Raw genomic sequence first — 15,910 nt, 5'->3', positions numbered from 1 at the left:
GCATCCAAGGACAAAAAGGTGGACCAACTCGCCGATATTGTCTCCCTGCTGGTTCAGCAGCGCGCCGCGATGACCGCTCAAATGGAAAAGATGCAGAGACATACCATGACCGCCGTACCGTACAGCCACGGTCCAGCCTCACCGCCGCCACCCGATCTCAACTCTATGGATAACGATGAAGATGACTCGGTTGACATCGACGATACTGACACGGGGTACGATGGCGAAGAGTGAATATGTCACCGAAGAGTGGAGGCGATTGGATCTGGAATGGAGAAGATGTAGGAGAAAGAGGTCGCATAAAAGGCATAAAAGGCAAAACTAAACACAAATTAACAAAACACAAATTAATAAGAAGGCTGGTTGGATCTGGTGAGTTATCACGCCGTCCAACCAGCCTTTTTTTGTACTAATTAGCGCGAGATTGTCATCCCCGAATGCCCTTATTATCGGGGATCCAGATTTCACGTCGTTTAGGAGCTGGATTCCCGATCAGAATCGCTTCGGGAATGACAGTTTTGGAAGCTGGCGGAAGATTGGTACTAATCGAGGTCAGGGCTAGATGCTTTATAGACAGACGTATGACCTAATGTGGTATTTCCGGCGGTACTTCCGGTTGACCCTAATGCCTTCCCTGCATTTTCCCCCGTGGGTTGTGGAGGAAGTTGGCCCCTTGCTTGAGGAGGGCGGTCATCCCCTTGGTCGGCAGCGGCCTGCTGAAGTAGTAGCCTTGCGCCTCCTCGCTTCCTTCAGCCTGAAGCCAGGCGAGCTGAGAAGCGTTCTCGACGCCTTCAGCAATGACCTTGAGCTGCATGCTGCGTCCTATGCTGATGACGGCGCGCACGACTGCGGCGTTGTCGGCATCTGCCGCGATATTGTGGATGAATGATTGGTCGATCTTCAACTTGTCAACCGGGAGCTTCTTCAGATAGCTCAGACTGGAATAGCCGGTGCCGAAGTCATCGATGGAAAGCTGAAGGCCGAGAGCCTTCATGGCCGCCATGCTGCCGAGTACCTTCTGGGGATCGCTCATGATGGTTGCTTCCGTGAGTTCAAGCTCAAGGCATTCGGGGGCGATCCCGGTCTCCAGGAGGGCCGCTTCGATGGTGTCTTCGAAATCGCGGTGCTGGAAGAAGCTCGCTGAGAGGTTCACGGCGACAGAAATGGGACCGATGCCCTGCTGCTGCCACTGCTGAATCTGCCTGGAGACGGTGTGGATGATCCATTTGCTGATAGGGGTAAGGAGGCCGCTCTCCTCGGCGATGGTGATGAAATGCTCGGGGAGGATCAATCCTCTGCTAGGATGCTGCCAGCGGATCAGGGCCTCCATTCCGCTGAATTTGCCGCTGACCAGGTCGACCTTTGGCTGGTAGTGAAGCACGAACTCGTTTTGCTCCAGTGCCCGGCGCAACTCAACCTCGATGGCGAACCGCTCATGGGCCTGTTCATTCAGCTTGTGGGTAAAGAACTCGAAATTGCTCCCACCCGATTTCTTTGCGTGATACATCGCGATGTCGGCATTTTTCAGCAGCGCCAGGCAATCCTTCCCGTCGTCCGGATAGATGCTGATTCCGATGCTGGTGTTGACGGCCACGTTGCTTTCTTCGACAGAGAAGCCGGAGTTGATGATCTTCTCGGCCACCACCGTGGTCTCGGCCACCCCGCAATCCCATAGCACGATGACAAACTCGTCGCCACCCAGCCTGGAAACGACATCGCAGGACCGGGTACAGTCGCTCAAACGCCTGGCGACTGACTGGAGCAGCCTGTCGCCAACATCGTGCCCCAAGGTGTCATTTATCTGCTTGAAACCGTCGATGTCAAGGAAGAGCACCGCCACGCTGCGTTTGGCCTTCTGCGCCACGGCCAGGACCTGCTCGATGCGGGCATACAGCGTGCTGCGATTGGGGAGCTTGGTGAGCGGGTCGTGGTGGGCCAGGAAAAAGATATTTTCCTCGGCCTGTTTGATCTCGGTGATGTCCAGGATGAACCCGTCCAGACGCGAGATGGAGTGGGTGGTGCCGTTGCCGATGCGCTGTACCGCGCAGTTGTTGAGGATCCATCGCTCGGTCCCGTTCTTATGAACGATGCGATGGCGGACTGGCTCCTGATCATGCCCCGCGAAAATCTCGTTAAGGAAGTGCACGACCATTTCGCGGTCGTCCTGGTGGATCATGTTGAACCAGAGGAACGGGTCGTGGTAGTACTCCTCGGGAGAGTAGCCGGTGATGTCCAAGCATTTCGGGCTATGATAGATGGACTTTATCGCCCCGTCGTCAAAACGGACGCTGTAGACGTATTCATTGATGTTGCTGACGATGGTGCGGCACTGCTCCTCGCTTTTCTGGAGCGCCTCTTCCGCCTGCTTCCTCACGGTTATGTCACGGATGTTGTACTGGATCACCTTGGTCTGGTAGACCTGATAGGCCGTGCTCATGACCTCGACTGCCAACTGCCGCCCGTCATTCGTGGTCAGTGGCAGGTCCTCGTGATGGATGAAGTCTTTTCGTAAAAGGCTGTCGAAGTGGGGGCGGTCGGCGGCGAAGGCGGCAAACATTGCCACTTCCCACAATTTCTTGCCCAGCAGCCCCTCCCGCCTGGTCCCCAGCATTTCGACCAGGAAGGGGTTCACCTCGGTGATCTCGCCACTTTCGGCGTCAACGATCATGATGCCGTCTTTGGCCGTTTCGAAGAGGCGGCGATAGCGGGCTTCCGAAACCTGCAGGGCCTCCTCGTAGCGCTTCCGGTCGGTTATATCGAGTACCGCCAGCCGGTATTCCTGCCCGGACGTCGAGAGCGCAGCCTCCATCCGCACAAAAAGCGGCTCCCCATCCTTCTTCATCAGCGTGACCTCACATGCCCCTTTCGCTTGGCATGCGGCAATGTTTTCCAGAAAGGATTTGAAGGTCTGAGCCGTTTCCGGACATACCAGTTGGCCGAAGTTGTTCCCCAGCAGACCCTGGCGATCAGCACCGATGAGTTTGGCCCCGGTGAGGTTGACGGCCCGGATCACGCCGTCGCCGTCGAGGGTGAAATAGCCGACGGGTGCAGACTCGTACAGGTCGGCATATCTTCCCAGAGCCTTGGCGACTTCTTCGCATCCAGCGTGGACCCGATGCGTGGCCGAGGATGCCCCTTCCCTCAAGGTGTGGGGTCTCAGCTTTTCACGCTTCTGCTCTGCCCCCCGGCCTCTTGCCTCGGCTTCCAAAGGTACGGTATTGTCTGTGTCCATGATCTCCTCAGTAGAAAAATGAGCTTATAAATCAAGTCGATACAGAGTGGCGGATTTATGCTGCTCCTATACCTGTTCTTCTTGATGATGAAAATGATATCTCATTTCACGGAAAAGGTCATCACTGTTCTTTCAGTGCCAAAAGGTGCAGTCATAGCGGGAAGCCGGCCGCAGCCAATGACTGATTCATCACTCCTAATGTGCTGATTCTGCGAAAAAAAGAGTTCCGTTGTTGATCAATGCCTACTATAATGCGCCCGCTTTCGAAGGGACCTGTTTTGTACTGATTGATAATCTTCTTGCAGTTGGCTCATCCGCTACGGCACCTATTCATTCCCCAACCTCCCCCATCCCGGCCATACGCAGGACCCCGTGCATCTGAATTACGCAGCATCCCCGCAGGTGCCCCGACTCGGTCACTTCCCCTTTTCAGTTTGCCGGCAGCAGAGACGGGACCCTCGTTCACATAGGAGGAAAAAACGCCGCGTCGAGGCTCTCGCGCGGAAATTTTAATGCGGGCCACCTGGCCCGATAATGCAAGGAGGAAGTGGATGAAGATGAGAAGAATCTTGGCCGCTGCCGCTACCGTGATAGGTATGGCGGTAATTCCGGCTGTCTGCTTTGCCGCACCGCCTCAGCCGGGCGGCTACATGTCAGTTTTCCTGGGAGCCAGCGCCTTCCAGGACACCACCATAACCACCAGTGAGTTCAATCCCGTCTCCACCAAGGAAGCCCGGACGCAATTCGACCCCGGCATGAACATCGGCTGCACTGCCGGTTACGACTTCGGGTTCATGCGTCTGGAGGGGGAGATGTCCTACAGGAATGGAGAAATCACCTCGGTCAGCGAACCGACCTTCGGGACCAGGTATGTCAACACCGATGGCCACATAGGCGCCTTCGCGATGATGATGAACACCTTCTTCGACATCCACAACGACAGCCCGGTAACCCCGTACCTCGGGGGCGGCATGGGCTTTACCTCCGTCCACATCAGCAATACCAAGGGGGTCGACGCGCAATCGGGTGCCCTCAACTACCACATCTTCCGTTCCGATGACGCCGCCGCTTTTGCCTACCAGGTCGGCGGGGGTGTCGAGGTCGCCATGAACCGCCGTCTTTCCCTCGACCTTGGCTACCGCTATTTCGGCACCAGCAGGGTCAGCCTCAGCACGAACTGGCCGAACTCGACGGAGTTCAACCTCGCAAGTCACAACGGCTCTGTAGGGCTGAGGATCAAGTTCTAAACCGTCGATAACAGCGCCTTTGGCAGTTCGCGAGGGCGAGAGAGGATTTGAATGAGGATATGCAGGAATAAAATAGCCGTCCTGCTGTCGGCGGCAGGTTTGATAGCGACTCTTTGCGCTTGCGGAATCGGGAATGAAGGCGGCATAGCAGACACCGGGACTCAGCCGTCTCAACCGACTACCGTCACGGTGGCGACCGGAAGCCTGGCCGTTGATTCCTGGGGATATACGGGGGCAACTGCCGCCCAGTTGACGGCGCCGGCTAAAACCGAGGTCCTGGTGCAGGGGCGTACCCTGCTGGAGGACGCTGCCCATGCCGTGGTCTCCGGCACGGTCGGTACCAAGGTTGTTTACTCGGCGGATGTGACGACTCTTCCTTCGGCGGCCCAAGCCTCGGCTCCGGGGACCTTGGTGTCGTACCTGCAGATGCTGGTGGGAGAGGCGCGGGACGCCCAGCCCGGATTGTCCGCCAGCGTCGACGCCGGTTCCCTTGCCGCAGGGGAGTCCGTTACCGTTTACAGGTATGATTCCACGACCGGTAGATGGACCTCGCCGCAGAGCGCGGTGGTCGGCAGTACCGGCAAGATCAGCTTCACAGCCAGCCAACTCGCCCTTTACGGGGTCTTCCGCTAGCCAGGTAGAAGCGCGGCGTAGCCGGATGAATTGATAAAGAAGCGCGGAGAGGGGGATGGCAGCAGCCACCCCCTCTCCTTTTTTTGCCGCTGATTTCCGCCGCTGACCTTGATATCATTAAGAAATCGGTTGTTCATCAAGGACGACCGTACTAATATGCGTTTCCCCTATCTTCGGAGGGATGCGCACGAGAGAGAGGCGAGGTGTCTACCATGAGCGGCACCGTATTTGTGCAACCGGATACCGATGAGAACCGGGTCCTTTCGGAGAACGTGCATCCTGCCAGGTGGGTGAACCCGGAACCGTCCGGCCGCTACAACCTCGTCGTCATCGGGGGAGGTACGGCGGGCCTCGTCTGCGCCGCGGGAGCTGCCGGTCTTGGGGCCAAGGTGGCCCTGGTGGAAAAGCATCTCCTGGGGGGAGACTGCCTCAATGTCGGGTGCGTTCCGTCCAAGGGGGTGATCCGCGCTTCCCGGGCCGCTTTCGACGCCCGGTCGAGCGGTACCTTCGGTGTGACCGGTAGCAACGGAGTGGAGCCCGATTTTGCCATGGCCATGGAGCGGATGCGGCGGCTCCGGGCAACGATCAGCAAGCACGACTCCGCAGTGCGTTTCCGGGACGAGCTCGGCGTTGACGTCTACCTGGGGGAGGGGAGATTCACCGGGCCCGACACGGTCGAAGTCGATGGCCGGACCCTTTCCTTCGCCAAGGCGGCAATCTGCACGGGGGCTCGTGCCGCCGCTCCGCCGATACCGGGTCTTGCCGAAGTCGGCTATCTCACCAATGAGACCGTCTTCTCCCTGACCGAACTCCCTCCCCGCCTGGCAGTGGTCGGAGGGGGGCCGATCGGCTGTGAACTCGCCCAAGCTTTCGCCCGCTTTGGCAGCCGGGTCACGGTGATAGAGCGGGGCGCGCAGCTGCTGGGCCGGGAGGACGCCGACGCCGCAGCCATCCTCCAGCAGGTCTTCCTGCGTGAAGGAGTCGCCGTGGAACTCGGCGCCGGCATCACCGCAGTCGAGAGTCGCGGAGTCGTGAAACTCCTCCGCCTCGAGCGGGATGGTGCGGATCTGGAAATTGAGGCGGATGCCATCCTCGTCGCGACAGGGCGGGCGCCCAATGTCGAGGGTTTGGCGCTGGAGACGGCAGGGGTCGCCTATGACAGGGCCGGCGTCAGCGTCAACGACCTGCTGCAGACGTCCAACCCGCGCGTGTACGCGGCAGGCGATATCTGCTCTCCCCACAAATTCACCCATATGGCTGACGCCCAGGCGCGGACGGTGATAGCGAATGCGCTCTTCAAGAGGCGCCAGAAGAACTCCTCGCTGACCGTTCCCTGGTGCACCTACACCGATCCCGAGGTAGCTCACGTCGGCGTGTACGAGGGGGATGCCGCCGCGAAAGGTGTCGGGATCACCACCCTGACCGTGGCGTTATCGGAAGTCGACCGCGCGGTCCTTGATGGAGAGACCGAAGGGTTCGCCCGGGTTCACCTCCGGAAGGGGACGGACAGGGTCGTCGGCGCCACAATCGTGGCCAGACATGCCGGTGAGATGATGAACGAGATAACCCTCGCCATGACTTCCGGCCTGGGAATCTCCGCGATCGGGAGGACCGTTCACCCTTATCCGACCCAGGCCGAGGCGATCAAGAAGCTGGCGGATGCCTATAACCGCACCCGCCTCACCCCGACCGTCAAGAAGCTTATGTCGGCCTGGCTTTGGTGGCAGAGGAGGTGAGGGGAGGTACGGCCGGGACCGCTGCCCTCCTGAGCAGTATCCTGGTGAAGAGAATAAAGAAGAACCGGAGTCCGTTGAATGAATGTAAAAAAAATGCTCCTCTTGGTTGCCGCGGCACTGGCCGTGGCCGTCTTTTTCTACCTCGACCTCGGCCGTTATCTGACCCTGGACGCTCTGAAGGCCAACCGCCAGGCCCTGCTGGCCTACCATCAAGCCCACCCTGTCATCACCGTGGCTGTCTTCATGGCAATCTACATCGTCCAGACCGCGCTCTCTCTTCCGGGGGCGGCCATACTGTCGCTTGCCGCCGGGGCCGTCTTCGGCTCGGCCATGGGGACGGTGTATGCCGTGGCGGCGGCCACCGTTGGGGCCACCCTGGCCTTTTTGGTCACGAGGTACCTTCTGCGGGATCTCATCCTGGACCGTTTCGGCTCGAGGCTGGAGGGGCTTAATCGGGAGTTGCAGAGCCGCGGCCTCAACTACCTCCTCTTCCTCCGCCTGGTGCCCCTCTTCCCCTTTTTCCTGATAAATCTGGCTGCGGGGCTGACCAGGCTCCCCCTGGGGACCTTCGTGATCGGCACCCTGGCCGGCATCATCCCCGGTGGCTTCGTCTTCGTCAACGCCGGCGCCAGCCTGGCATCGGTGAACTCGCTGCGTGATGTCGCCTCCCCCCGCGTGCTGGGGGCCTTCGCGCTCCTGGGGCTTTTCGCCCTGATCCCCGCCCTTTACGGCAAGTTCAAGAAGGCCGGAGGTGAGGGGTCCCGCTGAGGTCCCCTCACCTCCGGCTGCTCCTCCCGTAGCGACCCCTCTCCGGATTCCCTTCCCCCACTTGGTCACCTGTCAGCGATCCGGTCACCCTTCCGGCGGCCCCGGCGCCACCCCTTTGACATCCTAAGAGTGTCGTTTACACTCTTTTCATTGATTGCCACCACGTCAGATCCAGAGCCCTCGCCATGTCAGAAGAAATACTTGCCACTTTCGAGGTCCGGCACCTGAGCATTCTCAATGAGAAAGGGGAGGTGGACGAGGCGCTCATGCCGCCGCTCTCCCCTGAGGAGATCGGGCGCATGTACGAGGCCATGGTGCTGACGCGAACCTTCGACGAGCGGGCGGTTGCCCTGCAGAGGGAGGGACGGCTCGGTACCTATCCGCCGGTCATGGGTCAGGAGGCCGCCCAGATCGGAAGCGCATTCGCCATCTCGCGGTCTGACTGGATTTTCCCTTCCTTCAGGGAGATGGGGGTGCACCTGACCCTCGGGTACCCGATCCCCCAGCTCCTCCAGTACTGGACCGGCGATGAGCGCGCCCAGAAGGCGCCGAAGGAGTTCAACATCTTCCCCTTCTGTGTCGCGGTGGGGAGCCAGATTCCCCATGCCGTCGGCGCCGCGCTCGCCGCCCGCTACCGCAATGACAACATCGCCGTCGTCACCTATTTCGGCGACGGCGCCACCTCGAAGGGAGACTTCCACGAGGGGATGAACATGGCGGGGGTCTTCCGCCTCCCCATGGTCTTCATCTGCCAGAACAACCAGTGGGCTATCTCCGTCCCCCTCAGAAATCAGACTGCCGCGGCCTCCCTGGCCCAGAAGGCGTTCGCCTACGGCTTCCGGGGAATCCAGGTAGACGGCAATGATGTCTTCGCCGTCTACCGCGCCACCTTGCTGGCCGCGGAGGAGGCAAGAAGCGGTGGCGGTCCCACCTTCATCGAGTGCCTCACCTACCGCATCGCCGATCATACCACTGCCGATGATGCCGGGCGCTACCGCTCCCCTGAAGAGGTGGCGAAGTGGCGGGAGAGGGACCCGATCCTGAGGCTGGAGCGCTACCTGCAGTCGCGGGGCCGGTGGAGTCCTGAGGCCGGGAGCGAGCTCAAGGCCCGCGTCACCGCCACCGTCGACCAGGCCGTGCAGGAGATGGAGGCGATACCGCCGCCGGCTGCGGCCGAGCTGTTCGAGGGGACCCTGGCGACGCTGACCCCGCGGCAGGAAGAGCAAAGGAAGGGGCGCTGACATGGCCGTTGTGAACATGGTGCAGGCGATCAACCAGGCCCTGGCCCTGGAGATGGCGCGCGATGACCGGGTCGTGCTGCTGGGAGAGGACGTCGGGAGGGACGGAGGGGTCTTCCGCGTCACCGAGGGGCTCCAGGAGCGTTTCGGAGAAGAGAGGGTGCTGGATACCCCCCTTTCCGAATCGGCCATAATGGGCGCAGCCATCGGCATGGCTGCCTACGGCCTTCGTCCGGTGCCGGAGATCCAGTTCATGGGTTTCACCTACTCCGCCTTCGAGCAGATCTTCGCCCATGCCGCGAGGCTCCGTTCCCGCTCGCGCGGGCGCTTCAGCTGCCCCATGGTGGTCAGGACCCCCTACGGCGGGGGGATCAAGGCACCCGAGCTGCATGAAGAAAGTTCCGAGGCCATCTTCTGCCAGATACCGGGGCTGAAGGTGGTGGTCCCTTCGGGGCCGTACCACGCCAAGGGGCTCCTGCTCGCCTCCCTGCGGGACCCTGATCCGGTCCTGTTCCTGGAGCCGACGCGGCTTTACCGGATGGTGAAGGAGGAGGTCCCCGAGGGGGATTATGTAGTCGAGCTTGGACGCGCGCGCAAGGCCCGCGAGGGGAGGGCGGTCACTGTCATCGCCTGGGGGAGCATGCTGGAGCGGGTCCTCAAGTCGGTGGACAGGTACGATGCGGAGGTGCTTGATCTCCTCACTGTCAATCCTCTTGATGTCGAGGCGGTGCTGGCCTCGGTGAAGAAGACCGGCAGGGTGGTGATCGTGCATGAGGCGGTGAGGACCTGCGGTCTCGGCGCGGAAATCGCGGCTACCATCGCCGAAGAGGCTATTCTTTACCTGCGCGCCCCCATCCTGAGGGTTACGGCCCCCGATGTGCCTGTCCCGCTGGCCAAGCTGATCGACCATTACCTCCCCTCGACTCAGCGGATACAGGCAGCGCTCGACCAGGTGCTTCAGTACTAAGGCAGCAAGGACCATAGAAGGTAGAACCGGTTTCAGAGAGGCCGCCATGTCCTTTGATTTCAAGCTCCCCGATCTGGGTGAAGGCATCGCCGAGGTAGAGTTGCGCAAATGGCTGGTGGCCGAAGGGGACCGGGTTTCCCAGCATCAGGCGCTGCTGGAGGTGGAGACGGACAAGGCTGTGGTGGAGGTTCCCTCCCCCCGCGCGGGCGTGATCTCCCGCTTCCATCGCCAGGAAGGGGAGACGGTCAAGGTCGGCGAGACGGTCCTCACCATCAATGACGCAGCCGAGCAGTCCCTGCAGCCCCCCCCGGGGGTGACAGAGCCCCAGCGGCGTCCTTCGGTCGGGATCGTCGGCTCGCTGCCGGAGGCGGAAGAGGAGGCACCTCATCCACCGCATGGGGATTTTGGCGGGCTTGCCACCCCGATGGTGAGGAGGCTGGCGAGGGAGAAGGGGGTAGATTTAAACGGCATCCGTGGCAGCGGCCCCCGTGGCTGCATAACTCCAGAAGACCTGGAGCGGGTGGCGACCCCGGCGCGGCCGCAGATGAAGGCCGGGACGAAGGGACAGCCGCAGCCGCGGATGGCGATGACGGCAACGGAGGAGCAGATCCCGCTACGGGGCCTGCGTCGCACCATCGCCCGCAACGTCGTCGCCTCCCAAAGAACCACAGCCTCCGTCACCAGCATGGAGGAGGCCGACATCACCGAGGTCTGGGAGATGCGGATGAGGGAGCAGGGGGAGGTCGAGGCCCGCGGAGCCCACCTGACCTTTCTTCCCTTTTTCATGAAGGCGTCGCAGCACGCCCTTCGCGAACATCCTCTGCTGAATGCCTCCATCGACGAGGCGGCCGAAATGATCATCGTGAAGAAGCACTATCACTTCGGGATCGCGGTCGATACGGCGGAGGGGCTGATGGTCCCGGTGATTCGCGATGTCGACAAGAAGAGCATCATCGAACTCGCGGAGGATATCCAGGAACTGGGGCGCAAGGCCCGGGAAAGGACCATCTCGCTGGAGGATCTCCGGGGAAGCAGCTTCACCATTACCAACTACGGGCACTTCGGCGGCACCTTCGCCACCCCCATCATCAACTGGCCCGATGTCGCCATCATGGGCTTTGGTCGCATCGTGGAGCGTCCCTGGGTCCATCGCGGCCAGATCGCCATCAGGAAGATCCTGCCTCTTTCGCTCACCTTTGACCACCGTGTCACCGACGGCGCCTATGCCGCCCGGTTCCTCGGCAGGGTCCTCCATTACCTGGAGGACCCCGGTTCGCTCCTCATCGAAGGGACCTGATGCCCAAACGCTCGGTAAAATGTCCGCACTGCGGCGGCCTCATCTACGCCGGTGAATCGAAGTGCCCGCGGTGCGGCGCCCCCCGCCCCGGCCTGTGGTCGAGGGCCACGGACTGGAGCGGCATTGACCCCAACGGTGAATGGCTCATCAAGGTCATCATCGCGGTAAACGTCATTTTCTATCTCCTGTCACTGCTCCTTAGCAAGCATCGCGGCTTCGGCATGAATCCGCTGAGTTTCCTCTCTCCCGACCAGTTGAGCCTTCTGCTGCTCGGCGCGACCGGAACCGTCCCGGTATTCGAGCTACACCGCTGGTGGACCCTGATCTCGGCGAACTACCTGCACGGCGGGCTCCTGCACATTCTCTTCAACATGATGGCGTTGCGCCAGATCGGGCCATGGGTCAGTTCCGAGTTCGGCCCCAGCCGGATGTTCGCCATCTATACCCTCGGCGGCGTCTGCGGGTACCTCGTCTCCTGCTTTGCCAGCGTCGGCTTCACCATCGGCGCCTCTGCCTCGGTCTGCGCCTTGATCGGCGCCCTCTTCTACTTCGGCAAGAGCCGTGGCGGGCAGTACGGCGCAGCGGTTTCCAAGGAGGTAAGCGGCTGGTTGATCAGCCTGGTCATCTTCGGCCTGGTCATGCCGGGCATCAACAACTGGGGGCACGGGGGCGGGGTGGTGGGCGGCGTCGTGGTGGCCAAGGTCCTCGGATACGGCGAGCGGCGTCGGGAGGGGAGCTGGCACCGCCTGCTGGCGCTACTTTGCGTCTTGGTCACCGTGCTGATCCTGATTTTCGCGGGGCTGACTGCCTTCGCGGGCCGTCGCTGATTCTGCTGTTGCGCCTACTCCCCGTGAGATACGCCTCTCTCTGCTGCAGATCCTATCCTCCAGCATCGCCTCCCGCTACGGGTCTCGTATACCGTACCCTAGATATCCTCACCCTGTGGCACCTTCCCCCACCCCTGCCCCCCTCCCTCCAGGGGAGGGGGATGATGGCGATCCCCGCAAGGCTCAATGGTTCTGAAAGATCCTCACGCCGTGGCCTCTTCCCCCACCCCTAGCCCTTCTCTCCAGGGTGGGGGATGATGCGGTTCTCCTGATGATCAGCGTGAGGCGGCATGATGAGAAAGCCTTACATTTAACAGGTTTAACTCGATCTGCCTTGCTTTCTGCAACTTCATTCCGGTATCGTAGCAACAAAAATTTTGTGACGGGAGAGTAGATGAGCGTCCATGAAGTGAATCACCCGCTGGTAAAGCACAAGATCGGTCTGATGAGGGAGGCGGGGATCAGCACGAAGAAGTTCCGGGAGCTGACCGCTGAGGTGGCCTGCCTGCTGGCTTACGAGGCCAGCAAGGACTTCGACCTTGAAGAAAAGGAGATCGACGGCTGGGACGGAAACCGCGTCACGATCCAGCAGATCAAGGGGAAAAAGGTGACCGTGGTTCCGATCCTGCGGGCCGGGATCGGCATGCTGGACGGTGTCCTCGGCATGATCCCCAACGCCAAGGTCAGCGTCGTCGGTCTGGCCAGGAATGAGGAGACCCTTGAAGCGCATGCCTACTTCGAGCGCTTCGTGGGACTCCTTGGAGAACGGCTGGCGCTTATCATAGACCCGATGCTGGCCACCGGCGGGTCGATCGCCGCCACCATAGAGATGTTGAAGAAGTCGGGCTGCCTCCAGATCCGCGTCCTGTCGCTGGTTGCTGCGCCGGAGGGGCTGGAGAGGCTCAGTATGGCCTATCCCGAGGTCGATATCTACGTCGCCTCCATAGACGATCACCTGAACGAGCATGGCTACATCATCCCCGGTCTGGGAGACGCAGGGGACAAGATCTTCGGGACGAAGTAACTGCCGATCGCTGGCACATCCCCACGTCGACCCTCCCGTTGCCGCCGACAACTCCAAACGAGGTTTCAATGAATGAAGTAGCCGAACCGGTATGGCGCCAGGCGCTGTCCGGTGCCCAGATATTGTTTGTCGCCTTCGGCGCCTTGGTGCTGGTCCCCATCCTTACCGGGCTTAACCCGAGCATGGCCCTTCTCGGTTCGGGCCTTGGCACCATCATCTTTCAGCTGACGACGAGGCGGCAGGTCCCGATCTTCCTGGGATCATCCTTCGCCTTCATCGCGCCCATCATCTACAGTACCCAGACCTGGGGGCTTCCCTCCACCCTGTGCGGTCTCTTCGCCGCGGGCTTTGTCTACCTCCTCCTCTCCCTGGTCATCCGGCTGAAAGGGGTGCAGTTCATCCACCGGATCACCCCGCCGGTCGTGGTCGGCCCGATCATCATGGTGATCGGTCTGGGGCTCGCCGGTGTCGCGGTTAACATGGCCATGGGAAAAACCGGGGATGGCAAGGCTGTGCTGGTGGGGTACGACACCGCCCTGATCGTGGCCGGGGTATCGCTGGCCACGACCGCGACCGTTGCCACACGGGCGAAGGGGATCTTCCGGCTGGTCCCGGTAATCTCCGGGGTCGCGGTCGGCTACCTCCTCTCCATCTGCCTCGGTCTCGTTGATTTCTCGAAGATCGCGGCCGCACCCTGGATCGAGCTTCCTCACTTCGTGAAGCCCGAGTGGAACTTCGCCGCGGTCCTCTTCATGATTCCGGTGGCCCTGGCTCCGGCCATCGAGCACGTGGGGGACATCGTCGCCATCGGTGCGGTCACCGGCAAGGATTACACCGACGAGCCGGGGTTGCACCGGACCATGCTGGGTGACGGCCTGGCCGTCTGTTGCGCTGCCCTGATAGGCGGCCCTCCCGTCACCACCTACGCCGAGGTCACCGGCGCTGTCATGATCACCCGCTGTTACAACCCGGTCATCATGACCTGGGCGGCCGGTTTCGCCGTCCTGATGGCCTTCTTCGGGAAGTTCAACGCGATCCTGCAGTCCATCCCGGTTCCGGTGATGGGCGGGATCATGATGCTGCTCTTCGGCAGCATCGCTGCCGTAGGCCTCAACACGCTGATCCATGCCCGGGTCGACATGCATCGGCCCCGCAACCTGATCATCGTCTCGCTGGTGCTGGTCTTCGGGATCGGCGGGCTGAGCATCAACTTCGCCGGCCAGCATCTGCATGGCGTGAGCCTGTGCGGGATCGCGGCGATCCTGCTGAACTTGCTGCTGCCTCAGGGGGAGACGGAGAAACCTGGGGAAACCGCGGCGTCAGGGGCTTCAATCGCGGACGCCGCTGCGCCGGCCGGGGGCGAATAGCTTTCGCGCCGCGTGCAGTTTAGCTGGATACTGTCCCCACCCGGCTTCCTCCTGACGGGAGGTACACCGCCTCCCTGATCGTCTAGTGGAAGGGCGGCTCGGTCCTTTTGGCTGAGCCGCCCTTCGCTGTTCCAGCACTGGCAGCCGCTTCCGGTATGCGCTGAGCAGCTTCGGGCAGTCCCCACTCCCTTCTGGCAAATCCCGCAGCCATTTCATCCGGGTAGCCAAGCCACCCCTTGCAAGGCTCCCAAGCCCCCTTCGAAGAACCGTTCCCGGTCTCCATCGAATTCATGCCCCCTTCGTCTGCGCCGATAGCGATCGGGCCGGCAGATTGCCAAGCCGACAAGGGGCGATATAATCGTATTCGACTTGACTTTGGAGGAGCAGCTAATGAAGGGAAATCTTTAGCTTTCTCAATTTTGACAAGGAACCCTGCTGACGGCCATCTAGGCCATTACCGCAAAAGGAGGTTATTCATGAAGGGGAACGAGAGGGTCATTGAGCAGCTTAACGTACGACTTGCCGAGGAGTTGACCGCGACAAATCAGTACATGGTCCACGCCGAGATGTGTGAAAACTGGGGGTACAGCAAACTCCACTCCTTGATCCGGGCAAGGGCCATTACCGAGATGAAGCATGCGGAAAAGCTGATCGAGCGGATCATATTCCTCGAAGGACGCCCCATCGTCAGCAGGCTCGACCCCGTCCACATCGGCGGTGAAGTCCCGAAGATGCACCAGTTCGATCACGCCTCGGAGGAGACGGCGATCAAGGGATACAACGATAGCATCCGTATCGCTGCCGAGTTGGGCGACAACGGAACCAAGGAGCTGCTGGAAGCGATCCTGGAGGCCGAGGAGCAGCACATAGACGACATAGAGGCCCAGCTGGACCAGATATCGCAACTAGGCGTGCAGCTGTATCTGTCGGGCCAGATGTAGATACCGGGACGGGAAACAGGGAGTGGGAGTTGGGAGAGGAGAGGCTCCATCCCCTACTCCCCAGTTCCCACTCCCTCCTTCTCCAACTCCGCCAGCCGCGCCCTCAGGGCCTTTTCCTTCTGCCACCTCGCGCTCACCTCGCGAATCACCGCCGCCGTCCCGGCAATCCCGCCATCCGCATCCCTGATGATGGTCATGGAGAACTCGGTGGAGATCCTGATCCCATCCTTGCGGATGGCAGGCGCCGCCAGCAATTCCTTCGCATATCGGGTCGTTCCCGTCTCCATCACCCTGAAATACCCCTCCCAGTGCCGTGCACGCTGATTCTCCGGAATGATCAGGTCCAGGGAGCGCCCTATCGCCTCATCCGCCGTGAAGCCGAACATCGCCTCTGCTCCGGCATTCCAGAGCCGGATACTGCCCCCCCTGTCTGAGTAGACGATGGCGTCATTGCACTGTCTTACCAACTGCCGGCACAGCTCCTCGAACACAATCTCGCTCATACGTACTCCTCCTTCGTTGCCCGCCTGCTCAAAAGAATACCACTCCCTCTTTGAAAATCTTTGATACGGGTCAAGTTCTGATCATGATGGAATATATTCTCTTGCTAACACAGGTCGCCCTCAAGAAGAG

Annotated in this window: 13 protein-coding genes and 1 pseudogene; 12 read left to right on the top strand and 2 right to left on the bottom strand. The window is 61.0% G+C overall.

Features of this window, described 5'->3' with window-relative positions; translation table 11 throughout:
• A pseudogene (locus AC11W3_RS11055) lies at positions 1-234 on the top strand (hypothetical protein); the annotation flags it as partial.
• A gap of 388 nt (positions 235-622) precedes the next feature.
• On the opposite strand, the gene AC11W3_RS11050 reads toward AC11W3_RS11055, so the two are convergent.
• Positions 623-3,232 carry a sensor domain-containing protein gene (locus AC11W3_RS11050; protein WP_484089498.1) on the bottom strand — a complete coding sequence of 870 codons (2,610 nt, stop codon included), beginning with the start codon at positions 3,230-3,232 and terminating at the stop codon, positions 623-625.
• Between the two features lie 551 nt (positions 3,233-3,783).
• Here AC11W3_RS11050 and AC11W3_RS11045 point away from each other — a divergent pair.
• The 11 genes from AC11W3_RS11045 to bfr all read left to right on the top strand — a co-directional run bounded on the left by AC11W3_RS11045 (position 3,784) and on the right by bfr (position 15,277).
• Positions 3,784-4,479: an outer membrane protein gene (locus AC11W3_RS11045; protein WP_484089499.1), complete on the top strand. Its 696-nt coding sequence runs from the start codon at positions 3,784-3,786 to the stop codon at positions 4,477-4,479.
• A gap of 51 nt (positions 4,480-4,530) precedes the next feature.
• Positions 4,531-5,112: a hypothetical protein gene (locus AC11W3_RS11040; RefSeq protein ID WP_484089500.1), complete on the top strand. Its 582-nt coding sequence runs from the start codon at positions 4,531-4,533 to the stop codon at positions 5,110-5,112.
• A 212-nt stretch (positions 5,113-5,324) separates the two neighbouring features.
• A complete protein-coding gene (locus tag AC11W3_RS11035) occupies positions 5,325-6,848 on the top strand; it encodes a mercuric reductase (RefSeq protein ID WP_484089501.1) in 1,524 nt (507 codons plus the stop codon).
• Positions 6,849-6,926: 78 nt separating this feature from the next.
• Positions 6,927-7,616: a TVP38/TMEM64 family protein gene (locus AC11W3_RS11030; protein ID WP_484089502.1), complete on the top strand. Its 690-nt coding sequence runs from the start codon at positions 6,927-6,929 to the stop codon at positions 7,614-7,616.
• Positions 7,617-7,801: 185 nt separating this feature from the next.
• Positions 7,802-8,857 (top strand): pyruvate dehydrogenase (acetyl-transferring) E1 component subunit alpha, encoded by a 1,056-nt coding sequence (pdhA, locus tag AC11W3_RS11025; protein WP_484093018.1) that lies wholly within the window; start codon positions 7,802-7,804, stop codon positions 8,855-8,857.
• A gap of 1 nt (position 8,858) precedes the next feature.
• Positions 8,859-9,821: an alpha-ketoacid dehydrogenase subunit beta gene (locus AC11W3_RS11020; RefSeq protein WP_484089504.1), complete on the top strand. Its 963-nt coding sequence runs from the start codon at positions 8,859-8,861 to the stop codon at positions 9,819-9,821.
• A 46-nt stretch (positions 9,822-9,867) separates the two neighbouring features.
• Positions 9,868-11,118, top strand: coding sequence for a dihydrolipoamide acetyltransferase family protein (locus AC11W3_RS11015; RefSeq protein ID WP_484089505.1), 1,251 nt, complete (start codon positions 9,868-9,870; stop codon positions 11,116-11,118).
• Positions 11,118-11,945 carry a rhomboid family intramembrane serine protease gene (locus AC11W3_RS11010; protein ID WP_484089506.1) on the top strand — a complete coding sequence of 276 codons (828 nt, stop codon included), beginning with the start codon at positions 11,118-11,120 and terminating at the stop codon, positions 11,943-11,945. Before AC11W3_RS11015 ends, AC11W3_RS11010 begins: the two co-directional genes overlap by 1 nt.
• Before the next feature lie 394 nt (positions 11,946-12,339).
• Positions 12,340-12,969, top strand: coding sequence for a uracil phosphoribosyltransferase (upp, locus tag AC11W3_RS11005; RefSeq protein WP_484089507.1), 630 nt, complete (start codon positions 12,340-12,342; stop codon positions 12,967-12,969).
• 68 nt (positions 12,970-13,037) lie between these two features.
• Positions 13,038-14,336, top strand: coding sequence for a uracil-xanthine permease family protein (locus tag AC11W3_RS11000; protein WP_484089508.1), 1,299 nt, complete (start codon positions 13,038-13,040; stop codon positions 14,334-14,336).
• Between the two features lie 476 nt (positions 14,337-14,812).
• Positions 14,813-15,277 (top strand): bacterioferritin, encoded by a 465-nt coding sequence (bfr, locus tag AC11W3_RS10995; protein ID WP_484089509.1) that lies wholly within the window; start codon positions 14,813-14,815, stop codon positions 15,275-15,277.
• A gap of 53 nt (positions 15,278-15,330) precedes the next feature.
• On the opposite strand, the gene AC11W3_RS10990 is transcribed toward bfr, so the two are convergent.
• The gene (locus AC11W3_RS10990) at positions 15,331-15,780 is read right to left on the bottom strand and encodes a PAS domain-containing protein (RefSeq protein WP_484089510.1); all 450 of its coding nucleotides are present in this window, start codon (positions 15,778-15,780) and stop codon (positions 15,331-15,333) included.
• Between the last annotated feature and the right edge of the window lie 130 nt (positions 15,781-15,910).

This window comes from Geomonas sp. (assembly GCF_056994735.1).
This window is presented reverse-complemented; position numbering and strand designations above follow the sequence as displayed.